This is a genomic window from Microbacterium californiense, from assembly GCF_047246625.1.
In the GTDB taxonomy this organism is placed as follows: Bacteria; Actinomycetota; Actinomycetes; order Actinomycetales; family Microbacteriaceae; genus Microbacterium.
On the sequence record NZ_JBFOKQ010000001.1, the window covers coordinates 1200035 to 1221557 of the forward strand.

The 21523-nt window shown below is 72.4% G+C and carries 9 protein-coding genes; all 9 read right to left on the bottom strand.

Annotated elements, in window-relative coordinates; translation table 11 throughout:
- Positions 1–40: 40 nt before the first annotated feature.
- Positions 41–6127: an Ig-like domain-containing protein gene (locus AB3M82_RS05800; RefSeq protein ID WP_412956213.1), complete on the bottom strand. Its 6087-nt coding sequence runs from the start codon at positions 6125–6127 to the stop codon at positions 41–43.
- Positions 6128–6300: 173 nt separating this feature from the next.
- Positions 6301–7200: a hypothetical protein gene (locus AB3M82_RS05805; RefSeq protein ID WP_412956216.1), complete on the bottom strand. Its 900-nt coding sequence runs from the start codon at positions 7198–7200 to the stop codon at positions 6301–6303.
- Entirely contained in the window at positions 7197–8024 is an 828-nt protein-coding gene (locus AB3M82_RS05810) for a PP2C family protein-serine/threonine phosphatase (protein ID WP_412956218.1), read from the bottom strand. The genes AB3M82_RS05805 and AB3M82_RS05810 overlap by 4 nt, the downstream gene beginning before the upstream one ends.
- A complete protein-coding gene (locus AB3M82_RS05815) occupies positions 8021–9502 on the bottom strand; it encodes a DUF5684 domain-containing protein (protein WP_412956221.1) in 1482 nt (493 codons plus the stop codon). The genes AB3M82_RS05810 and AB3M82_RS05815 overlap by 4 nt, the downstream gene beginning before the upstream one ends.
- Positions 9499–12051 carry a transglutaminase TgpA family protein gene (locus AB3M82_RS05820; RefSeq protein WP_412956223.1) on the bottom strand — a complete coding sequence of 851 codons (2553 nt, stop codon included), beginning with the start codon at positions 12049–12051 and terminating at the stop codon, positions 9499–9501. Before AB3M82_RS05820 ends, AB3M82_RS05815 begins: the two co-directional genes overlap by 4 nt.
- The gene (locus AB3M82_RS05825) at positions 12048–13418 is read right to left on the bottom strand and encodes a DUF58 domain-containing protein (RefSeq protein ID WP_412956224.1); all 1371 of its coding nucleotides are present in this window, start codon (positions 13416–13418) and stop codon (positions 12048–12050) included. Before AB3M82_RS05825 ends, AB3M82_RS05820 begins: the two co-directional genes overlap by 4 nt.
- The gene (locus AB3M82_RS05830; RefSeq protein ID WP_412956227.1) at positions 13415–14404 is read right to left on the bottom strand and encodes an AAA family ATPase; all 990 of its coding nucleotides are present in this window, start codon (positions 14402–14404) and stop codon (positions 13415–13417) included. Before AB3M82_RS05830 ends, AB3M82_RS05825 begins: the two co-directional genes overlap by 4 nt.
- Positions 14405–14456: 52 nt before the next feature.
- Positions 14457–20390, bottom strand: coding sequence for an Ig-like domain-containing protein (locus tag AB3M82_RS05835; protein ID WP_412956230.1), 5934 nt, complete (start codon positions 20388–20390; stop codon positions 14457–14459).
- Complete coding sequence (locus AB3M82_RS05840) at positions 20390–21523, bottom strand: serine/threonine-protein kinase (RefSeq protein ID WP_412956232.1); 1134 nt, start codon at positions 21521–21523, stop codon at positions 20390–20392. Before AB3M82_RS05840 ends, AB3M82_RS05835 begins: the two co-directional genes overlap by 1 nt.

Sequence of the window (21523 nt, forward strand, 5' to 3'; positions counted from 1 at the left end):
CGTGTTGTTCCCTGTTCTTCTCGTGCTGGATTCGCGTGGGTCACTGCCAGGTCCTGCGTTCGTACTCGGTCCCGTCGATGACCACCCACGCCTGGATCGTGCCGCGGCGCATGCCGAGGTAGCAGCCGATCTGCTCCTCGATGTTGCCGTTGCCGTCGGTCCGCATGTTGCGTCCGCCGAACGTGCCGCCGTACGGCGCCGGGGCGTTGCTGGCGCACTGGACGTACACGGGCGTGTTCGCCGGGAAGTTGCGCGCGTGGACGAAGAAGTACGAGCACGTGCCGTCGTTGCAGTTCGGTTGGCCGTTCGCGTCGCCGCTCGAGGTCACCCACGCCTGCCGGGGCGGCTGGGCGCCCGAGGTCTGCTCGGCGGATCGCGTGATCGTCTGCCCCGCGGCATCCGTCACCCGCACCGTGATCGTGTGCCGCTCGCTGTAGCCGTCGCCGACCGTGCGCGAGCCGTTGGCGGCCACTCCTTCGAAACCGCGTCCGTCGATGTTCACCTCGACCCGGGTGATGTTGCGGCCGTTCGCCGAGGCGTTGCCGTTCCAGTTGAAGGTGACGCTGCGCGGGTTCTGGGTCGCCGAGAGCCCCGGCTGCCCCAGGGGCCCGTACGGATTGCCGTTGACCTGGTTGGAGGCGTCGCTCGCATAGGTCTGCCCGTCGACCGTGGCGACGGCCCGGACCCGCACGTTGTAGGTCGTGCCGTTCTGCAGGCCGCTGACGACGTTGTTGCCTGGCATCGCCGCCCAGCTGCTGCCGCCGTTGAGCGAGTACTGCACCTGGATCTCGCCCGGCTTGGCGCCGTTGCGTGCGCCCTGCGTGTAGGCGAGCGTGAGCGAGCGGTCGCCCTCGCTCACGCTCGTGAGACTCGGGGCACCCGGCTTGTTGACGCCGCGCCTCGGAGCGGACATCGGGCTCCACTCACCCCAGCCGGCCTTGTTCTCGGCGCGGACGCGGTACGTGTACGGCGTCTCGGAGGTCGGCACCGTCACCGCCTGCGAGCGCGCGGACGCCCCGGGCGTGAGGGTGCGCACGATCTGCGACCCGTTGTACACCTCGAGCTGGAAGGAGCGGATGGGATCGCCGTTCGCGTTGCCGGGAGCCCAGTTGACCTGCATCTGCGCCTGGTCGCCGACACCCTGGAGCTGCGTGACGGTCGGAGCCGCGGCGGGCATCGGCGGACCGGCGGGCACCTCCGAGGCGGACCAGTTGCTCCAGCTCGACGGCTCGGGCGCGCGGTTGTGGGCCTGCACGCGCACCTGGTAGTTCGAGCCGTTCTCCAGCCCCTCCCAGGTCATCGAGTTGCCGGTCGCCTGTTTCTGGGTCACACCCGACGGCGGCGCCGGGGAGATCTCGAGCGTGTAGCTCTCGACGGGTGATCCCGGAGTGGTCGGGGTGGCCCACGCGACCTTGAGCGACTTGTCGCCGAACGTCAGCGTGGGCGGGTTGGGCGTGTCGGGACGCGCGTCCGGGCGGGCGACCGCCGAGGTGCCCGAGGGCTTCGACTCGCCGACGCGGTTGGTGGCCGTGACCTGGAAGGTGTACTCGACGTTGTTGGTGAGGCCGTCGAGCGTGCAGGTCGTGGACTGGCAGTCCTTGCTGTACGCGTTGCCGCTCACCGAGCGCACCGTGTACTTCGTGATCTCCGCGCCGTTGTTCGAGGGGGCGCCGTACGACACGACGACCGTGCGGTCCTGCACGCTCGTGACCGTGGGGGCTCCGGGAGCCTCGGGCACGCCCTGCACCGTCACGACGATCTGCCCGTTCGCCTCGCGGTCGGGGTCCTTCGTCGCGTCCTGGATGCGGTAGCGCACGACCATCGTGCCGACGAAGTTCGCGGCGGGGGTGACGACGACCTCGTCGCCCTTCACCGTCGCCCCGCCCGAACCGGACTCGGTCGAGGCGGTCAGCAGCTTCAGCGGCTTGTCGGGGAACGGGTTGAAGTCGTTCGCCAGCACCGGCACGGTGATGCTCTTGCCCTGGTCGGCCTCGGCGATCGTGTCGGTGTTCGCCGTCGGCAGCGGCCGCGTGGACGCCCCGACCCTCACGGTCACCGTGCCCTCGACGGGCTCCGTGGTGCCGTCGGTCACGCGCAGGGTGAGCGACGCGACCGTGCCCTTCTCGACGTCGGACGACGCCTGGACCTCGAGCCGGCTGCCGTTCACGGTCGCCGTGATGCCCTTCCCTGCGCCGGTCACGTAGGTGTACTTGTGCTTCCCCTTGTCCTCGGGGTCGGGATCGGTGGTCAGCGCGGCGAGGTCGACCTCGGTCGGGTCCTCGCCGGGGGCCACCACGACCTCGGTGCCGACGAACTCGGGCTGCTGGTTGTCGGGCGGCAGCACGTTGATCGGGATGCTGAGGGTCGCCTTGCGGCCCTCGGGATCGTCCGGCCCGGTGCCGTCGGTGACCTCGAACGTGATCGCGTCCTGGCCGAAGTATCCGTCGGCGGAGGTGTAGATCAGCGTCGACGCGTCCTTGACGAGGTCGTCGCCGTTCGCGTTCACCGCCGAGACCTTGGCGTGCTCGGTGATGCGGGCCGTGCCGCCCCCGGCGATCGTCACGTACTTCGACAGCGGGAGCTCCTTCGTCTCCCCGCTCATGACCTCGACCGGCTTCGTCGAGTCCAGGATCGGACGCAGGCCCGACTCCGCGGGCACGAAGATGAAGGCGGATGCCGTGAGCCCGTCCTGGTCGGTGAGCGTGTAGCGGATGAGCTGCAGCTCCTCCGTCACCGTCACCCGCACCTTGCCGTTCTCGAGCTGCGTGGCGCCCTCGCCGAGCGTCACCTCGAGCCGGTCGGTGGTCCCGTCCGGGTCCTCGTCGTTCTTGAGGATCTCGATGTCGGCGTCGAGCGTGCCCTCGGTGAGGTCGGTCGGGCGCACGCGGTCGTCGCGGGCGACGGGCGCCTGCAGCGGCACGTCCTCGTCGACCGTGATCTGCAGCGCCGCCGTCGCGGTCGCGCCGCGGGCGTCGCGGATCGTGTACTGCAGCGAGGTCTCGAGCGAGCGGTCGGGCGCCTGCACGAGCACGCGGTCGCCCGAGACGCGCGCAGTGATCCCGGTGTCGGTCGGCACCTCGAGCCCGTCCTTCACCAGGGTGATCTTGTCGCCCTCGGGGTCGGAGTCGTTCTCCATCACCGGCACGGCGATCTCGCGCCCCGGACGCACCACCACGGCATCCTTGACCGCGTACGGCTTCTGGTTGATCTCCTCGGCGGGGGCGATGCCGACGCGGATCGTCGCGATGCCCTCCTTGCCGAGACGGTCGCGCACCCGGTACTTGAACACGTCGACGCCGGCCGAGTCGTCGAACGCCTCGTAGGTGAAGTAGTTCTGGCCCGTCTCGGTGACGCGCCCCTTCGAGGGGCTGGATGCGATGTCGATCAGCTCGACCGAGTCGCCGTCGGCGTCGATGCCGTCGAGGGGCACCGCGATGTTCGACTCCGACCCGGCGAGCACGCGCGAGACGAGGTCCTGCGGGCGGGGCGCGGCGTTGGTCTCGGCATCCACCGGGAGGATCTGGATGGTGACGTAGCCGGCGGCCTTCTGCTGACGGGAGTCGACGGCGTCGTAGGTCAGGTAGACGGTCTTCGCTTCCGGCCCGGCCTTGAAGCGCACGGTGTCCTGCGAGACGAACGCCTCGCCGTCCTCCGGATCCGGCGACTCGACGAGTTCCGGCGCGACGTGCAGCACGTCGTCGTTCGGGTGGGTGTCGTTGTCGAGCACCGGGATGGTGACGACGTCGCCCGCGCGCACGATCGCGGTGTCGGCGTTCGCCACCGGCTGGAGGATCTCGTCGGGCGCCGGGATGGGGATCACGACCACCTCGCCCTCGGCCGACTTGGCGCCGTTCGAGATGCGGTACGTGATGCGCGCCTGATCGGTGAGAGACCCCTGGTCGGTGATGCGGAGGGTCTCGTGGTTGATGACCGACACCGAGATGCCGGAGTCGTCCTCGATCGAGACGGACTGCACGACGAGGATGCCGCCGGACGGGTCGACGTCGTTCGCGAGCACGCCGACGAGCACGTCGCCGCCGGTCGGCAGCAGGGCCACGTCGCGGACCGCGACCGGGGGCAGGTCGGTCTCGGTCGCCTCGAGGACGTCGACGCGGACGATTCCCTCGCCGTTCTCGGGGCCCGCGGTCGCCAGGTAGAGCACGTAGTAGGTGCCCGGCGTCTCGGAGGTGAAGGTGAAGGTCTTGTTGGGGAAGTCGGGGAGCACCGTCGCCCCGGCGACCTCGTTGACGCGCCCGAGGCGCAGCGGCTCCCGCCCGGAGCTGGTGTCGTTGGCGAGCGGGGCGACCGTGACCTGCTCGCCCACCCGCGTCACGACGTGATCGGCGTTCGTCTTCGGCTGCGTCGAGCCCTGCGGGCGCACGTCGAGCGAGATCGTGCCCGACGCCGTCTCGCCGTAGCCGTCCGAGACCGTGACCTGCACCTCCTTGCGGCCCTGCAGGCTCGCCGTCGCCTTGTAGGTGATCTGGCCGTCGGTGCTGAAGTCGACCTCGTCGCCGGCCGCCGGGATGACCTCCTTCAGGTACACGTCGTCACCCTCGGGGTCGATCCAGTCCGGAAGGATGTTGTACGAGATGGTGCCGCCGGTCTCGACCGTGAGGCTCGTCTTGCGCTTCGGCACCGGGGCGGAGTTCACGCTCTCGTCGAACACGGTGAGCGTGACGAGCGCGGTGTCCTTGCCGCCGCGGCCGTCGTCGGCCTCGTAGGTGAATGACGACGATCCCGAGGCCTTCTCGTCGACCGCGATCTGCAGCGATCCGCCGTTCTGCACCTGCTGGATGGTGCCGATCGCCGGCTGCTGCTCGGCGAGGCTCGCCACGAGCACATCGCCGTCGGGGTCGTTGTCGTTGTCGAGCACGGGGAGCATGGTCGTGCCGCCGGGGCGCACGCCGAAGGAGTCGTCCTCGGCGATGGGAGGGGTGTTCTCCTCCTTGCGTTCGGGGAGCGTGGTCTCGACCGTCTCCTCGGTGGAGTCGTCCTCGTTCTCGGTCTCGCCCTCGGGAGGGGTGAGGTCGTTCCAGTTGTCGACGCGCTGAAGGCTCTCGTCGGCCATCCAGGCCGCGCCGCCGACCGCGTCGTTCAGGATGATGACGTCGCGGTTGACGCGGAACACGAGGCTCTTCGAGTCCTCTGCGCCGTCGATGGTCGCGTTGACGTCGCTCTTGGTCCCCGGGCATTCGCGGATGAAGGTCGCCGATCCCGCCCACGCCCCGTACGTGCAGCCGCGCAGCCAGACCGGCGCCGCGGCGGTGCCGTTGCCGCCTGCCGAGGTCTCGGTGGGGGCGCTGCCGTCGAGGGGCACGCTGACCAGGGCGTCCGGGGTCGCGAGGGCGACGGCATCCGTCTCAGCCGAGGAGTGCTGCAGCACCGCCTCCCGCGCTCCGGAGACCTCGGTGCGGAAGCCGCCGGGTGTCGTCACCACGCCCGCGCCCGCATCGAGAACGACGGGCGTGCGGCCGACCGCGGTGATCGAGGGCTTCTCGGAGGTGTCGATCTCACCCACGGACGCGGTGGTGGGGTCCAGCGCCTCGCCCTCGGCGTCGGTCGGGACCGTGACGACCTCGCCGCGTTCGGGCGAGAGCGCGAAGACGGTGCCGTCCTTCGCGACCGTGACGTCGGCGTTCTCGCCGAGCTCGGCGACCGGATCCTTGCTCTTGAGCTCGAGGCCGGGGATGCCCTGTACCGGCACGACCCACAGCTCCCCGGAGTTCTGGTCGAGGATCGCGGTGGTCCGGGCGCCGAGGGCGATCTTCGAGGCCCCGGGGACGGCCGCCGAGTCGCCGAGCGAGACGCGCGCCGGGTCGACCGCGGTGAGCGTGCTTGCGTTCTCGTCGACCACGAGGACGTTCGTCGCGTCCTGCAGGATGTCGTAGTTCTCGCCGGTGGTGCGCAGACCGCCGTCGAGGACGGTCGACTCGTGGTTGAAGTGGCCGACGAGCAGGCTGGAGGTCTTGGTGATCCAGACGCCGCCGTCGTTCAGGTCGACCTTCGTGGTCGGGAAGCCCTCGTAGGTGAACGCCATGGTGGTGATCGCGATGACGCCGACCGTCACTCCGGCGGCGGATGCCAGCGTCTTCGGCCGCGCGCGCATCCACGTCATCGCCTTCATCCCGCGTTCCCCCCACAGGTCGATCGTCAGATCAGATCGCCGGACGGCCTCGAGCCGCACGGCGCACCCTGACATCCTAACCGTGTACTGGTATACCCACGGATGGGGAGAAGTGCCCACCACCCCGGACGCCGCGCGCGGGGGTCGAGACGGAGGGTATGGGGCGGGCGGCGTCAGCCGAAGACGAGGAAGGCGAGCGCGACCAGGCCGGCGATCGAGACGGCGCATGCTCCCGCGAACGCGAGCAGCGCGGCACGACTGGCACGCACTCCCTGCTTCGCCACCGAGACGAGCGTCGGATCCTGCACACGGGTGGGAGCCGGATCGCCGCTCACCGCGGGCGGAGCCGACGGGGCGAGAGGTGCGGGACGGGGCTTGTAGATCGCCGGCGGCGCGGCGGACGGGCGCTCGAACGAGATCGGTCGCGGCGGCAGACTCGACCGGGGCACGGTGTCGAACGGGGCGTCGTCCTCGACCCGGGCCCGACGACGCAGCCCTCGACGGGGGCGGCGCACGACCACGGTCGCCTCGTCCGCATCGTCGGTGCGGCGGGATCGATCGACGACCACGGTCTGCTCGTCCGCCGAAGGATCGTCGGATGCCGGAGCCGCGCTCCCGTCTTTCGCACGGGAGCGGTCGACCACCACCGGCGCCTCGTCCATGAGCGGGTCCACCGCCGCGCGGGAGCGGTCCACCACCACCGTCTCCTCGAACGCCGAGTCATCGACAGCGCTCTCCCCCACCGTTCGCGCCCGGTCGACCACGACCGTCTCCTCGAACGCCGAGTCATCGACGGGGCTCTCCGGCACCGCGCGCGAACGGTCCACCACCACCGTCTCCTCGAACGCCGAGTCATCGACAGCGCTCTCCCCCACCGCACGGGAGCGGTCCACCACCACCGTCTCCTCGAACGCCGAGTCATCGACGGGACTCTGCCCCACCGCGCGCGAACGGTCGACCACGACCGTCTCGTCGTCGACGGAGGCTGCTGCCGCCGCATCCGCCTGTTCCTCCGCCCGACGTCGCGCGCGCCGCGAGACGACGACGGTCTCGTCGAAGTGGTCGTCGGTCATCGCGCCCGCACCGGGATGGTCGTTCCCTCGAGCATCGTCTCGGTGCCGACCGACACGGCGAGACGGCCGGCGGTGTCGTCGTCGCGACCGGGGCGCAGCCCTCCGGCGACCACGTCGATCACGACGACCGAGACGTTGTCGCGCCCGCCGGCCTGCAGCGCACGCCGCACGAGGGCGGATGCCGCCGACTCGGGTCGCCCGCACATGGTCAGGGTGGCGCGGATGGCCTCGTCGCTGACCTCGCCGCTGAGGCCGTCGGAGCACAGCAGCAGGCGTTCGCCGTCGAGCACCGGCAGCAGCCAGCTGTCGGCCGCGCTGTCGGCGGCGCCGATCGCCCGCGTGATGATGTTGCGCTGGGCGAAGCCAGGCAGATCCTCGGCGCGCATCTCGCCGGCGTCGACGAGCTCCTGGCCGAGGGAGTGGTCGACGGTGAGCTGCACGAGCTCGTTGTTCAGGTGGCGGTACACCCGCGAATCGCCCACGTTGAACACCAGCCAGTGCGGCAGGCCCTCGTGCTCGACGAGGGCGACACCCGAGACCGTGCTGCCGGCGCCCTGACGGTGCTCGGCGGCGATGCCCTCGACGACGGCCGCGGCCCGGTCGAGCGCGGCGCGGACGTCGGCGACCCCGACCTCGGCGCCCCGAAGCGGCTCGAAGGCGGCGACCACGGCGGCGCTCGCGCGATCGCCGGCCTCGTGTCCGCCCATCCCGTCGGCCACCAGGAACACGGGCGAGGCCGCGAGCACCGAGTCCTCGTTGGCGGCGCGCTTGAGCCCGGTGTCGGTCAGCGACGCGACGTTCAGGACGACGGACGACAGGGTCACGAATCGCGCTCCACCGTGACGTACATGCCCACCTCGCCCAGGATGAAGCGTCCCGTGCCGACGACGCTCTCCCCGGGGTCGAGCAGCGTCTCGGTGCCGTCGTCGGCGACGACGACCACGCCGTTCGTGGCGTGCAGGTCGGTCAGACGCCACTCATCGTCGGTCACGACGAGTCGGGCGTGGGTCTTCGAGAGGGTGCGGGTGAGGTCGGTGATCGCGAGGCGCTGCTCGCCCGGGTCGCCCACGGGGTTGCGTCCGATCACGACCCGCGCCCCGGACAGCGCGTAGGTGCGGCCGTCGTCGAGCACGAGGGAGCGACGTACCCCGCGTTTGCGCGCGACGACGACGGTCTCGTCGAAGTCGTCGTCGTCGATGACCGGCGGACGGCGGGGAGAGATCACGGTCTCGGCCAGCTCCGACTCCAGCGCATCGAGCGGCATGGGTGCGGGCACGGCTGCCGCGGCCGGCGGCACGGTGAGAGGCGGGGTCGCGGCTGCGGCGGTCGTCGGTGCGGCGGTGGCGGGCAGGATGGGCGTCGGGGGGTCGGTCCGCGGCGGCACGGCGCGGACGGTCTCGGCCAGCGGATCGACGAACGGCGCCGGCGTGACGGGGCCGGCGGACGGAGGGACGGATGCCGTCGGCACGGCCCCGTGGTCGGCGTGCGGCGCGGGCGCCGCGACAGGCGGGACCGGCGTCGGCGCGGGAGCGGGAGCGGGAGGCGCAGCGGCGAGGGACGCCGCAGTCGACGGCGCGGCCGGGGTGGCCGGAGGAGCCGGGGGCGCGGCGGTGAAGGGCGACGTCGCGGGCTGCGGCGCCGCGGACGGCGGGGCGGCGGGCGCCGCCGACGGGGCGGGGGCGAAGGCCTGCCACTCGGCGGGCATCGACTCCGGCAGCCCGGTCGGGGCGGACGGCTCGGCGGAGCCGCGCGGCGGGATCGGGATGAACCCGGTCTGCGGGCGCGCCGCGGCGTGGTCGGCGGCCGACCGCTGCGGCGCGAATCCGGCGAACACGTCGTCGTCGGCATCCGTCTCCGAGGCGAAGGCGGGCTGCGGAGTGCGCCGCGGGCCCGGGGGCTGCAGGGCGGCCAGGCGATCGCCTTCCGGGTACGGGTCCGGCCCGGCGGCGAGGATCGTGGCCCAGACCGGCGGCAGGAGGATCGCGAGCACGGTCGAGCCCGCTCCCCGGGCGAACTGCTCGTTGATGCGATGCGTCGCCCGCACCTTGAGGTAGAGCGCGTACAGGTTCGCCACGGGCACGAGGAACAGCACGGCGGCCCAGGCGGGCTGGCCGCCGCGGGCCAGGATCTCCGCCTCGTTGAGGATCGGCACCCAGCCCTTCCAGCCCTCTCCGCCGATGCGGGGGAACAGTCGCGACAGGGCGATGGCGTACCAGACGTAGATCGCGAGGCCGACGACGAGGGTGACGCCGATCGTGATGAGGAGCGACGCGAGCAGACCTGCTTCTGCCGACGGTGTCATGGGGTCCCCTTCTCCCGGTCGTGTGGCGGACCGGCTACTGCGAGCGTACCGACCGTGGGCCGCGCGCCGAGGAAGCCGCGGCTCCCCGACGATCGGGCGCGGCCGAGGAACGAGGCGGGTCTGAGGGCGGTGAGCACCCGTTGCCATCGTGTGCGGTGGTGAGCGAGCTGCGTGCGCTCGGCGTCGACGATCGCCCAGGCGGCCTCCGCCTCGGCATCCGTCGGAGGGTGTCCGGCGAACACGCCCTGATCGACGAGGGTCGCCAGACGCATCGCCGCTCCGCGGTCGGTCGACCGGGCGCGCTGCACGCGGGTGCCCGTCGTCGCCATTTCGACGTCGTGGTCGGCGTAGAGGTCGACCAGTTCCTCCCAGGCGCCGGCCATCCGCACCTCGGCGGAGGCCGCGCTGCGGCGTGCGCGGGCGCGGCGGGCCTTCGCGAACACCAGCACCAGCACCGGCAGCACCAGCAGCAGCAGAGCGAGGAGGCTGAGTCCCACCGCGCGCAGGATCGGCAGCACGATCGCCCAGACCTCGGACTCCGCGGCTTCGAGGGGAGGGGCGTCGTCGTTCGAGTCGCTCTGCGCCTGCGGCGGGTCGAGCGCCTCCGAGCGCGGCTGCTCGGGCACGGTCGGATGCTCGGGCAGCTGCTCGCCCTCGGTGATGGCGCTCGGCAGCATGGCGAACTGCGGCGTGACGTCGATCGGCGACCAGTCGCCGCCGGCGGCCCGCACCTCCACCCACGCGGTCATGTTCTTCCCCGTGCACACCTCGGTGCAGGAGGGGATGCCGGGCACCTCCTCGGCCCCGTCGAGCCGCGCCCCGAGCACGACGCGGGACTCGAAGCCCCAGTGCTCGGCGAGCAGGGCGGTCGCGGCGGCGAACTGCTCGTCGTCGCCCACGGCGGACACCAGCAGCTCGGGGGCGGCGTCGGAACCGGCCCGGCGCTCCTGCTCGACCATCGCCCCGAACAGCTCCTCGATGCGCGCCGCGGAGTGCCCGGCGTAGCTCGGCGCGAACGCGTACCCCTCGGACTCCTGCAGCGCCGCGATCCATCCGGCAGCGGCCGGGTCGTCGAGCAGCGCGTGGCTGAGGTAGCCGCGCGACCGCAGCCGGTCGACGAGCTCCACGAAGCCGGCTCCCGTGCGGGGCTGCTCCTGCATCTCGGCCCATTCGACCAGCATCGGATGCTCGTCGGCGTCGAGCGCCGAGTCGCCGCCCTGCAGCCCGGTGAGCCCGTCGCCCTGCGTACCCGGGTCGACGAGCACCGAGTACCGGTCGCCCGGCACCAGGCCGCTGCCCCCGCCCGGGGTCTCTGCGACCGTGATCGCGGTGTCGCCGTCGCCGTCGATGTGGAATCCGTCGGCGAGGGCGTCCGCCCGGGAGCCGCCGAAGTCGGGGGCCTCCGCGAGTCCGGCGGGGGCCGGCACCCAGATTCCCCGGTAGGCGTCGCCGATCGTGATGTCGAGCTCGACGCGTCCGCCCGTGGGCGGGGCCGAGCGCGGGAGCCGGCTGAAGCGGTCGTCGGCCGAGACGTGGAAGTCGTCGCCGTCGTACTCGTCGAGCGTGACGAGCCGGATGCGGTCGATCGGCCCCGCGTCGCCCTGCACCTCCAGCACCGTCTCGTCGAGGCGATCGCCCGCGAACCAGGAGCGGTAGGCGCCGAGCGGACTCGACTGCTGCTGCACCACCACCATCGGTTCGACGCCGTCGCGGAGGACGGAGCGGTCGGTCCATCCGGCCGCGACCGGGGCGACCGCGAGTCCGGCGAGGAGCGCCACCACGACCAGCCCGCCCGCGAGCGCGTGGCGACGGATGCGGAGCCAGACCGGCGCAGCGCGCCGTGACACGTTCGCCGCGGCGACGACGCGCAGCGCCTGTGCACGCTGGATGCGGGCGCGCCCGATCAGCCACACGACCGCGGCGGTGAAGACGCCGACGCCGACCAGCCACTCCCGCGGAGCGGGCAGCTCCAGGGCGCCCAGCATCAGCGCACGGCTCGGGGCACTCGGCCCGAAGGCGATGCCGAACACGCTCATGACGATCACCACGGGCACCGCGAGCGCCGCGCGACGACCGGGCTGCAGGGCGAGGACGGTGGCGAGGAACCCGCCGGCCAGCATCACGACGAGGAACGGGATCAGCACCGCCTGGTACTCGCCCAGCGGCGGGGCGAGCGTCAGCATCTGCTTCCACCCGAGGACCACGCCCAGGACGGCGTCGCGCAGGCCGCCGAGGAGAGCCGGTCCCGAGGCGAGCGCGGAGGGGATCGCCACCGGCACGGCCGCGAAGAGGTACACCCCGACCGCGGCGAGCGCGCCGATCAGCACGCCCCAGCGCAGAACGCGCGCGAGCACGGCGACGGACATGCCGAGCACGCCGCCGACGAGTCCGACGACGATAGCCCGCGGCGCCTCGTACACGGGCCACGCCGCGACGGTGGCCAGCGCCACCCCCACCAGCACGAACCCGAGAGCCCAGAAGGTCAGGGCCGAGAAGACCGTCGCGCGCCGACCGCCGGTCGCGCGCCGACGGGTTCGCGCCGCGCTCATCGGAGCGCTCCCCGGGCGAGCATCTGCGGCAGATCGCCCAGCGCCCCGAGCGTCATCACCGACAGCTCGCGCGCGGTGCGCATCGTGGGCTGCTCCCCGAGCTCGCTGCGCACCGCCACCGCGTCGACCGCGGCCGGCAGCTTGACGGCCGCATGCCGCAGCCGCTCGAGCGGCATCCGCGACCCGGTCAGCAGGAAGCCGATCGACAGGTCGGGATACGACTGCGCGGTCAGCGCCGCGACCGCCTCGAGCCGCATCACCCGGTCGACGGCGTCGAGCGTGCAGGTCGCATCGAGCAGGGCCTTCGGGGTCACGGTCGGCAGCGTGCGGATCGACAGCACCTCGGTGCGGCTGTGCTCGGGGATCTCGTTGCTGACCGAGAAAAGCACGTCCCGGCCGTCGAGCACACCCTGCAGGGCGAGGGATGCCGCGGCGCTGACGGTGTTCTCGAACTCGTCGTCGCTCTCGTACGACTCGGCGTCGAGATCGAGGATGATCGCGATGCGGGCGTGACGCGACTCCTCGTACTGGCGCACCATGATCTGCCCGGTCTTGGCGGTCGACTTCCAGTGCACGTGCCGCTGGGAATCGCCCACCACGTACTCGCGCACGGCATGGAACGACAGATCGGCGTCGATCAGCTTCGTGCTCGGCGTGCCGTCGAGGTCGCGGATGAGGCCCGCGCTCGTGCTGGGCAGGCGCACCGTCACGGGGTGCACGTGGATGCGCTGCACCTCGGGCCACCGCATCTCCCGGCGGAGGATGCCGAGGGGATCGCCGCGCCCGATCGTCATGGGACCCACATCGATGACGCCCCGACGCCGCGCGGCGATGGTGAGTTTCTCCTGATGCTGCGCCGATGGCCGCAGCAGGGGCACGTGCGCCTCGACGAGACCCTCCCCCACCGGCACGTCGACCACGCCGGGCAGCGAGAGCCGCGTGCCGTGGTTGCGCACATCGAGGGTCGCGGCGATCTCGGTGCCCGCGACGACCCGGTCGCGGTCGAGGGCCAGGTGCAGACGGTAGTCGTGCGCACTCAGCACGAACGGCACGCACACCAGCAGCAGCACCAGCGCGATCGCGGCGACCGCCCACGCTTCGACCCAGCCGAACAGCAGGCCCGCGATCACGCCGACGAAGAGGGCCGCGGCCACCAGCATCCCGGCCGGCGTCACGGTCTCGCGCACCCAGACCGCCGCGCGCCGGGCCGTCCGGCCGGCGACGCGCGCCACCCGGCGCACACCGAACACCGCATCGCGGACGGGGCCGCGGTGCGTGCGGGTGTAGCGCGTGACCGTCGAGGTCCGGGTCGAGGTGCCCGTGGCCGCCGAGGTCCGCGTCAGACGCGATTCGGTGCTGAAGCTCACGCAGTGCCGTTCTCGCGCGGGGGCTCGACGTCGAGGAGGATCTGGCCGACGACCGCGACCGCCGTGACGCCGTCGAACTCGGCCTCCGGCTCCAGCACCAGACGGTGGGCGAGCGCGACGACGGCGAGCTCGCGCACGTCGTCCGGCGTGGCGAAGGTGCGGCCGTTCTTCGCGGCCCAGGTCATCACCAGGCGCGACAACGCGATCGCGCCGCGCACGCTGGCCCCCAGCCGCACCTCGGACGCCCGGCGCGTGGCATCGACGATCCGCATGATGTAGTCCGACACCAGGGGGTTCACGTAGACGCCGCGCGCCATCTCGGTCATCGTCAGGAGCGTGTCGGTGCTGACGATGCCGTCGAGCACCCTGGTCGGCTGCGCGGCTCCCTGCAGGATGCGCATCGTCGCCGCGTCATCGGGGTAGCCGATCGACGTCTTCACCATGAAGCGGTCGAGCTGCGCCTCGGGCAGGCGGTACGTGCCGCCCTGCTCGATCGGGTTCTGCGTCGCCATGACGAGGAACGGCGAGGGGACCCGGCGGGTCACGCCGTCGACCGTGACGGTGCCCTCCTCCATGACCTCGAGCAGCGCGGACTGCGTCTTGGGGCTGGCGCGGTTGATCTCGTCGGCGAGCACGATGTTGGCGAACACCGGGCCGGCGTGGAACTCGAAGGTGCCCTCCTTCTGGTCGTACACCGTGATGCCCGTCACATCGCCCGGCAGCAGGTCGGGGGTGAACTGGATGCGGGAGCTGGTGCCCGACACCGTCTGGGCGATGGCACGGGCGAGCGCGGTCTTGCCGGTGCCGGGGTAGTCCTCGAGCAGGACGTGGCCCCCGCTGATGCCGGCGGCGAGCACGAGCTCGATGACGTGACGCTTGCCGAGCACGACCTGCTCGACGTTGCCGGACAGGATCGAGAAGGTCTCGGCGAACCAGGACGCCTGCTCGGCGGAGAAAGTCGTGGGGGCGGCGGAGGGTGCGGGCATGGAGGAACCGTTTTCGTCTAGAGGAACGGGGACGGGGTCGAGGTCGCGGGGATCAGGGGCATTTCGCCGCCACGCGATGGGTGATGTCGGTGAGGGTGCTGTAGGTGCCGGTCCAGTCGAGGGTCACGTCGTACGAGACCGTGCCATCGGCGTTCGCGACCTCCACCGGCGGGAGCACCCGGTACGAGCCCCGGGCGGCCGCCGAGACGGTCACCACCTCGGCGGCGTTCGCGGGGAGGCACGCGCCGAACTGGGCGTTCACGATCGTCGGAGCGGTCGTGGCCGTGATGTTCACGGCGTCGGAGCAGGAGTTGGGCTGCGTGGGGTGGCACGCGCGCGCCCGCACCGATCCCGGCGAGGCGTCGGCGTTGAGCGAGAAGTCCCCGCGCCACGATCCGTACATCTCGTACTGCGGCACGAAGCCGTCCTCCACCTGGATCGCCGGCGCGGACTCGAGGCCGTACGTGTAGCGGTCGCCGCTCTGCGTCGGCGCGGTCGCGACCTTGTACGTGGTGTTCCCGCCGGGGCCGTCGACGAAGGTGAAGGTGAAGACGGTGGCCGTCGACGACTCGGCCACGCCGTAGCCGTTCGACGCGCACGCCTTCACGTTGTAGAGCCGGTACTCGGCGAGACCCTGCAGCGAGGGCGACGACGACTGCACCTCGGCGCCCGAGACCACCAGGCGCCCGTTGCCGTCGGCACGGCACGTCGCGTTGCCCGAGCGCCAGGCGACGTAGACGACGTCGATGTTCTGCGTGCTGCCGTTGGCCTGCGGCGCGATGCCCGAGACGTTGACGGCCGTGTTCGAGGCGGGCGTTGCCTGCGTGGACCACGGGTCGAAGTAGACCGTGCCCGCAGCCGTCACCGAGGTGCGGAACGCGCCGCCCTCGTTTCCGATGTTCCCCGTCGGCGGCTGGAACTGGCTGATCGGCACGAGGGTGAGGGTCTGCGCTCCGGGCGCGAGGGCGATCTCGGCGGACGTCGTCGCGCCGGTGCGGTCGATGATCGCGCCGGTCTCCTCGACGCGGAACGACCGGGCGTCGTCCGATGCCTCGATCGAGAGGGCCACGACGCCGCGCCCGCGGTCCGTCGTCCCCGGGCGGTAGACCGGGGACGCCGAGGCGTTGCTCACCGTCGGTGCCGCGTACGCCCAACTCGTGTGGGGCGACGTGGGCGCGGAGCTGCCGACGGCGTTCACCGCGGATGCCGTGAAGGTGTGCCGCTCGCCGTTGACCAGTCCGTTGACCGTGCAGCGGTGCAGCCCCCCGCCTGCCGGGGCGCACGAGGCGTTCGCCGGAGCGCCGTCCTGCTGGATCGCGACGCCCGTGACGGCGGGGTGCGCGCGTCCGGCCTCGCCCAGGGGCACCTCCAGCACGACCGTCGTGCGCGAGTAGCCGACGGTCGTGACGCTCGCGGGCGCCTGCGGGTAGCCCTGCAGATCGAGGGTGAGGGTTCCCGAGCCGGTGCGATCCTGGGCATCCGACACGACGAACGGGATCACGCACTGCCCGCCGGGCGCCTGGCCGCCGCCGGGCCAGGTCGCCGTGATGGCGCGCTCGCCGGAGGCCGAGACCGAGGCCACGTCGCAGCGGGCGCCGCTGCCCAGGGAGACCAGGCGCAGACCCGAACCGGGCTTGCCGGCGAAGGGGTCGTACTCGCCGGCGACATCGACCACGTCGATCGTGCAGCTCGCGCTCGTGACGACGCACTGCTTAGTGAAGGTCGCGCCGCGCGGAGCATCCGGCGGCGCCGCGCCGACCACCAGCCGGACGGATGCCGACGGCTGACCGTACTGCGGAACCGTCACCGTCACGGCCTCGGCGTTGCCGGGTCGGGCGTCGGCCCGGGCCTCGACCGTCAGCTTCGACCCGTTCTGGGTGATGAGGAACGCCGAACCCGCATACGCGGTGCGGTACTCGAGGGCTCCGGTGTCGCCCTCGCGACCGCCCTCCCAGCTCGCCATGTTCGCGTAGAGATCGAACTCCTGCGTCGCGCCGGGCGCGATCGTGTGGGCGATCGACGAGAGCAGCAGCTGCGGCTCGGCGGGGCGGATGCTGATGGGCACGTCGATGTACGACCAGCGCTGCTGGCCCTGCAGCCGCACGGGCACGAGGCAGGTGTCGGACCAGGGTGCCTCGCGGCCCGCCCGGTAGGTCGCGCGCGACGACCCCTCGGGCACGCACGACGCGGCGGCGCGCTGCGCGGTGAAGTCGCCCGAGGCGATCTCGACGGCATCCGATCCCGGCAGGTCGAGGTAATCCGCGACCGTGAACGTCGCCGACGCGTCCTCGTCGACGACCACGGGCGTCGCCCCCGGCTTGATCTGCACCTGCATGTCGTCGAAGGCGGGGATGTGCAGGAAGCCGTAGGCGACCACGTCCCGGCCGCCGGAGGCCGTGCCGGTGAGCTGGAAGGGGACGAGCGCCCCCTCCTCCGGGGCTTCGCCGACGATGCGGGTGCCCTGCGCCCGGTACCCGGGCTGGTCGCCCCACAGGCTCAGCTTCAGTCCGGTCGGATCGCCCGACGGCCAGCTGACGCGGTCGGTCACGACGTCGACGCCGCGGTCGGCGAGATCCGAGCGATCGCGCGCGGTGAGCACCGTGTCGGCGACGACGGGCTGGTCGGTGACCGCGCCGTCGGTCACGGTCACCACGATGAGTCCCTGCGCGGTGCTCGCCGTGCGCGACGACGTCACGGTGTAGAAGTACGAGTTCGTGCCCGCGACGTCGCCCGCGCGCAGCACCACGCGACCGTCGTCGAGGGACGTGTCGGGGTCGATCAGGGCGTTCAGCCGCTCGTACAGCGGGTTGCCCGGCACGGGCGGGGCATTCGGCACCAGCTCGGTGATCTCGAGCTCGCCCTGCGCCGGGTCGAGGTCGTTCGAGCGCGGGTCCAGCACGACGGGCGTCGACGATCCCGCCTCGACCCGCACGTAGTCGCTGAAGGTCACCGGTGCCGCGTCGTCGAGGTCGGCGTCGAGCACGCCGATGCGCACCAGCCCCGTCCCCTCCTCACCCTGCGGATCGCGGACCGTGTAGGTGAAGCTCGCCTGCCCGCCCTCGACGCCCCCGGCCGGAGCACGGTAGACGATCGCGTCGCCGCGGGCCGAGATCGTCGCGGTGCCCGCGCCCTTGCCCGGCTGCTCGATGCCGGTGAGCACGACGCGATCGCCGTCGCTGTCCATGCCGGTCGGCGGCACGGCGAGCGTGACCGTCTGCCCGCTGAGGACCCGTCCGGTGAGCGTCGTGGGAGTGGGGGCGCGGTTCGTGCCCGGCGGCACCACGGTCACCGTGACCGCGCCGTCGTCCGACAGGGCGGGGTTGCGCTCCAGCGAGACCGAGTAGGTGAGGCGGTACGTGCCCGGCGTGCTCGGGGCGAGGTAGCGCAGGGCGTTGCCGTCGGCGAACACGAGCTCGCCGTCCTCGCCCGACCCCGTCACCTCGGGGAGCACGACCAGGGGTTCGCCGCGCGGCGCGACGTCGTTCGCGGTCACGGCGATCCGGGTGAGCGATCCGGCGCGCACCGTGACGGCGTCGGCGAAGACGATCGGACGGGTGACCGACGACGGCGGCGCCAGGAACACCGTGACCGTCCCCTGCACGGCGGCCCCGGAGCCGTCGGCCACGGTCACCGTCGCCTTGCCGATCACGCCCGGGGCACCGTTCTCGGTCGTGCCGTTGACGCGGATGCTCTCGTTGTTCACGACCCGCACGTTCAGCTGCGGCGTCGAGCTCGCGGCCTCCGACAGCATCAGCACACGTCCGCTGGTGTTCTGCACCGCCCGGAGCACGTCGACCGTCGTGTCCTCCCCCTCGCGCACGAACGCCGTCAGCGGCGCCATCGTGAGCGCCGAGGCGCCGTCGACCGCGGTGACGCGGATCACGGCCGACTGCTCGGCCCCGGTCGACGCATCCTGCGCGGTGTAGGTCACGACGTACTGCCCCGGCTCGGCGACGGTCAGCTCGACGTCGCCGGACGCGAGGTTCGGAGTGACCTCCAGGCCGTCCGCCGTCGCCGCGGTCTGCACCGCGTCGACCAGGCGGTAGGAGCCGGAACCTCCCGCGAGGTGGTCGGCGATCCTGATCGACTGCGGCTCGCCCACGCGCGCGGTCAGCGCCACCGGGGATGCCGTCAGCGCGGGACTCCCGGTCACCTGCACGTCGAGGGTCTTCTCGGCGACCGCGCCGTGCACGTCCTCGACGACCACGGTCACCGGGATCACGGCATCCGACGCATTCGGATCGGTGTGGCGGATCGCGACCCGGCCGTCGGCCATCGGCACCACCATGACCGGCGCCGCCGGGTCGGTCTCGTACGCGTCGGCGAGCACGAACGGGTCGCCCTCGGGGTCGACCCAGCCCGACAGTGCGGAGACGATCGTGTTGCCGCCGGGCAGCAGCTGCGGCGTCGGCCAGTCCTGCTGGCACGCCTCGACGCCGCACCAGACCGGGGCGGAGTTCGTGCCGGCATCCGCGACCGACAGCGTGACGGTCGCGGGCGGCGAGACGGCGGCGCCGTCGGTGACGGCGTAGGTGAAGCTCGTCTGGCCGGACGACGCGGCGACATCGACCACCAGGGCCTGGCCGTTGGCGACGAGGGAGAGCTCGCCGAACGCGGGATCGGCGAGACCCGACGCCACCGACGCGGGATCGATCGTCAGGACGTCCTTCTTGTTCGGGTCGTGGTCGTTCAGCAGCACGGGCAGCAGGACCTGCTCGCCCGCGCGGACGCCGAACGCGTCGTCGACCGCGACGGGCGGGAGCTGCTCCGCCACGTCCTCGACAACGATCGTGCCCTCCTGCTGCTCGGTGTCGTCTTCGATCGCCCACTGCTCGAGGGGGATCAGCACGCCGTCGGGCGCGGTCCAGAGCAGCCCGGTGCTGATCTCGCCCAGCACCGCGCGATCTCCGTTCTGCTGGAAGACCGGCTCGATCGTCGCGGAGTCCAGCGCCTCGTCGGGCACCTGCAGCGACGTCGTGTCGCCGTCGACCCACAGCGTGCCGGCGCCGGTGTCGAGCCAGGCGGCGAACGTGTCGCCGCCGACGACGACCGGGCGTGCGGGCACGCCCGCGGCCTCGGCGATGCGCTCGACCTCCCCCGATCCGAGATCCACCGACACGAGGCCGTCCGCATCGGCGACGACCAGCGCGTCGCCCTCGGCGGCGCCCGACTGCAGCTTCGCGCCCTCCGAGACGTCGAGCGCGAGAGGCTCGTCGCGCCCCGACATCCACAGGTCGCCGGAGCCGGTCTGCAGCAGGGCCCACCGGTCCCCCACGACCGTGAGCTCCAGACCGTCGCCCGCCTCGGGCGCGTCGGAGACGGATGCCCCGTCGCCGAGGAACCGCTGCTCGTCGATGTCGAACCGACGGACGGCCGCCTCCTCGGCGGAGTACAGGGCGAGGACGCCCTCCGGCGACAGACCGATCGCGTCGGCCGTATAGGTGGGGGGCTCCTCGCCCTCCTCGACCTCGGCGGCCGCGAAAGGATCGACCAGCGCCGTCCCCGCGCCCGCCTCGAGCGTCGAGACGGAGACCTGCCCCGTGTCGGTGCGGTACGCCACGTACGGCCCCGCCGAGACGATCTCGCGGGTGCCGGCGGGGGTCGGCTCCGAGGCGAGCGGGGCGCCGTCCTCGGACGCCTCGGAGAGAAGATCGGCCGGGCTCGCCGGGTCGACGTCCCAGCGCTGCCGGTTGCCCTGGGCGTAGAGCACCGCCGACGAGCCGCTCTGCCACACCGCTTCGGGATCGTCGACGGTGCGCACCGTGTCGATCTCGGCGAGGTCGGTGTTCACGCGGGCGTACTGACCGCTGTCGCGCATCACCCAGACCGCCGACTCCAGGCGCGGAACCTCCTGCGACTCGTACCCCTGGGCGGTGACGGCGAGGGTGACGACGACGGCCAGCGCGGCGACCCCCGACACCGCGGCGATCAGACGCCCCCGAGGTCGGGGGGCCGCCGTCGCGCGGTCGCGGTCGCCGATCGCCATCAGAGGATCCCGGTGAGGAACAGGGCGGTCACGCCGACCCCGGCGATCACGGCCGCGCCGACGACCGCGCCGATGACTCCGGCGGCGAGGGGAGAGCGGGTCCTCGTGCGCGCGGGGGCGGGCAGATCGTCGCGGTCGCGCGCGGCGCCCTGCTGCTTCGCGGCGCGCGTGGCCCGTCGCGAGTCCGGCGCCACGGTGGTGATGACGGGGCCGCGGGGCGCGGCATCCGAGAAGCTGACCGGGGCGGCGGCCGCCCACTCGGCCGAGGCGGCCTCGAAGGCGGTGGGCACCAGACCGAGCTCGTACTGCGCGTGGCGCAGCCGATCGGCGAAGGCCGCCATGCTCGGGAACCGGCGCGCCGGATCGCGCTCCATCGCGGTCGACAGGATCTCGTCGATCACCGGGGGCATGTCCGGGATGGGAAGCCGGGTGTAGCGGGCCCGCACGATGCGCTGCGTGAGGCGGTCGCGAGAGTTCTCGGCCCGATCGGCGTGCTCGAACGGACTGCGGCCGGCGAGCAGTGTGTACAGCGTCGCGCCGAAGCTCCAGATCTCGCTCGGGACCGACCCCGTGACCCGCTCCTGCAGCACCTCCGGGGCGCTCCACGGCACCGACATGGCGATCGTGTCGGAGTCGCCCTCGTCGAACACGGCTGCCGCGATGCCGAAGTCGGCGAGCACGGGCGCCCCGAGCGAGTTGATCAGCACGTTCGACGGCTTGATGTCACGGTGCAGGAGGCCCGCGCGATGCACGGTCTCGAGCGCCCCCGCGATGCGCACGCCCACGTCGAGCACCTCCGCGAGGGGCAGCGGCGCCTTCTTGTACCGCGCGCTCATGGTGTCGGGGCAGTACTCCATCGCGAAGTACGGCCGGCCGTCCGACGAGATCGAGGCCTGATAGATCGTGACGATCGACGGGTGCGCGCTGAGCCGGGCCGAGATGTCGGCCTCCACGTTGAAGGAGCGCAGCACCTCGGAGTTGACGGCATCCGCCAGCAGCACCTTCACCGCCGCGACACGGCGCGGCATGTCCTGCTCGTACAGGAAGACGTCGGCGAAGCCGCCCGACCCGAGTGGTCGCACATAGCTGTAGCCGGCGAGGACGGGAGGCGTCGACGCAATCCGCTTCGGCAC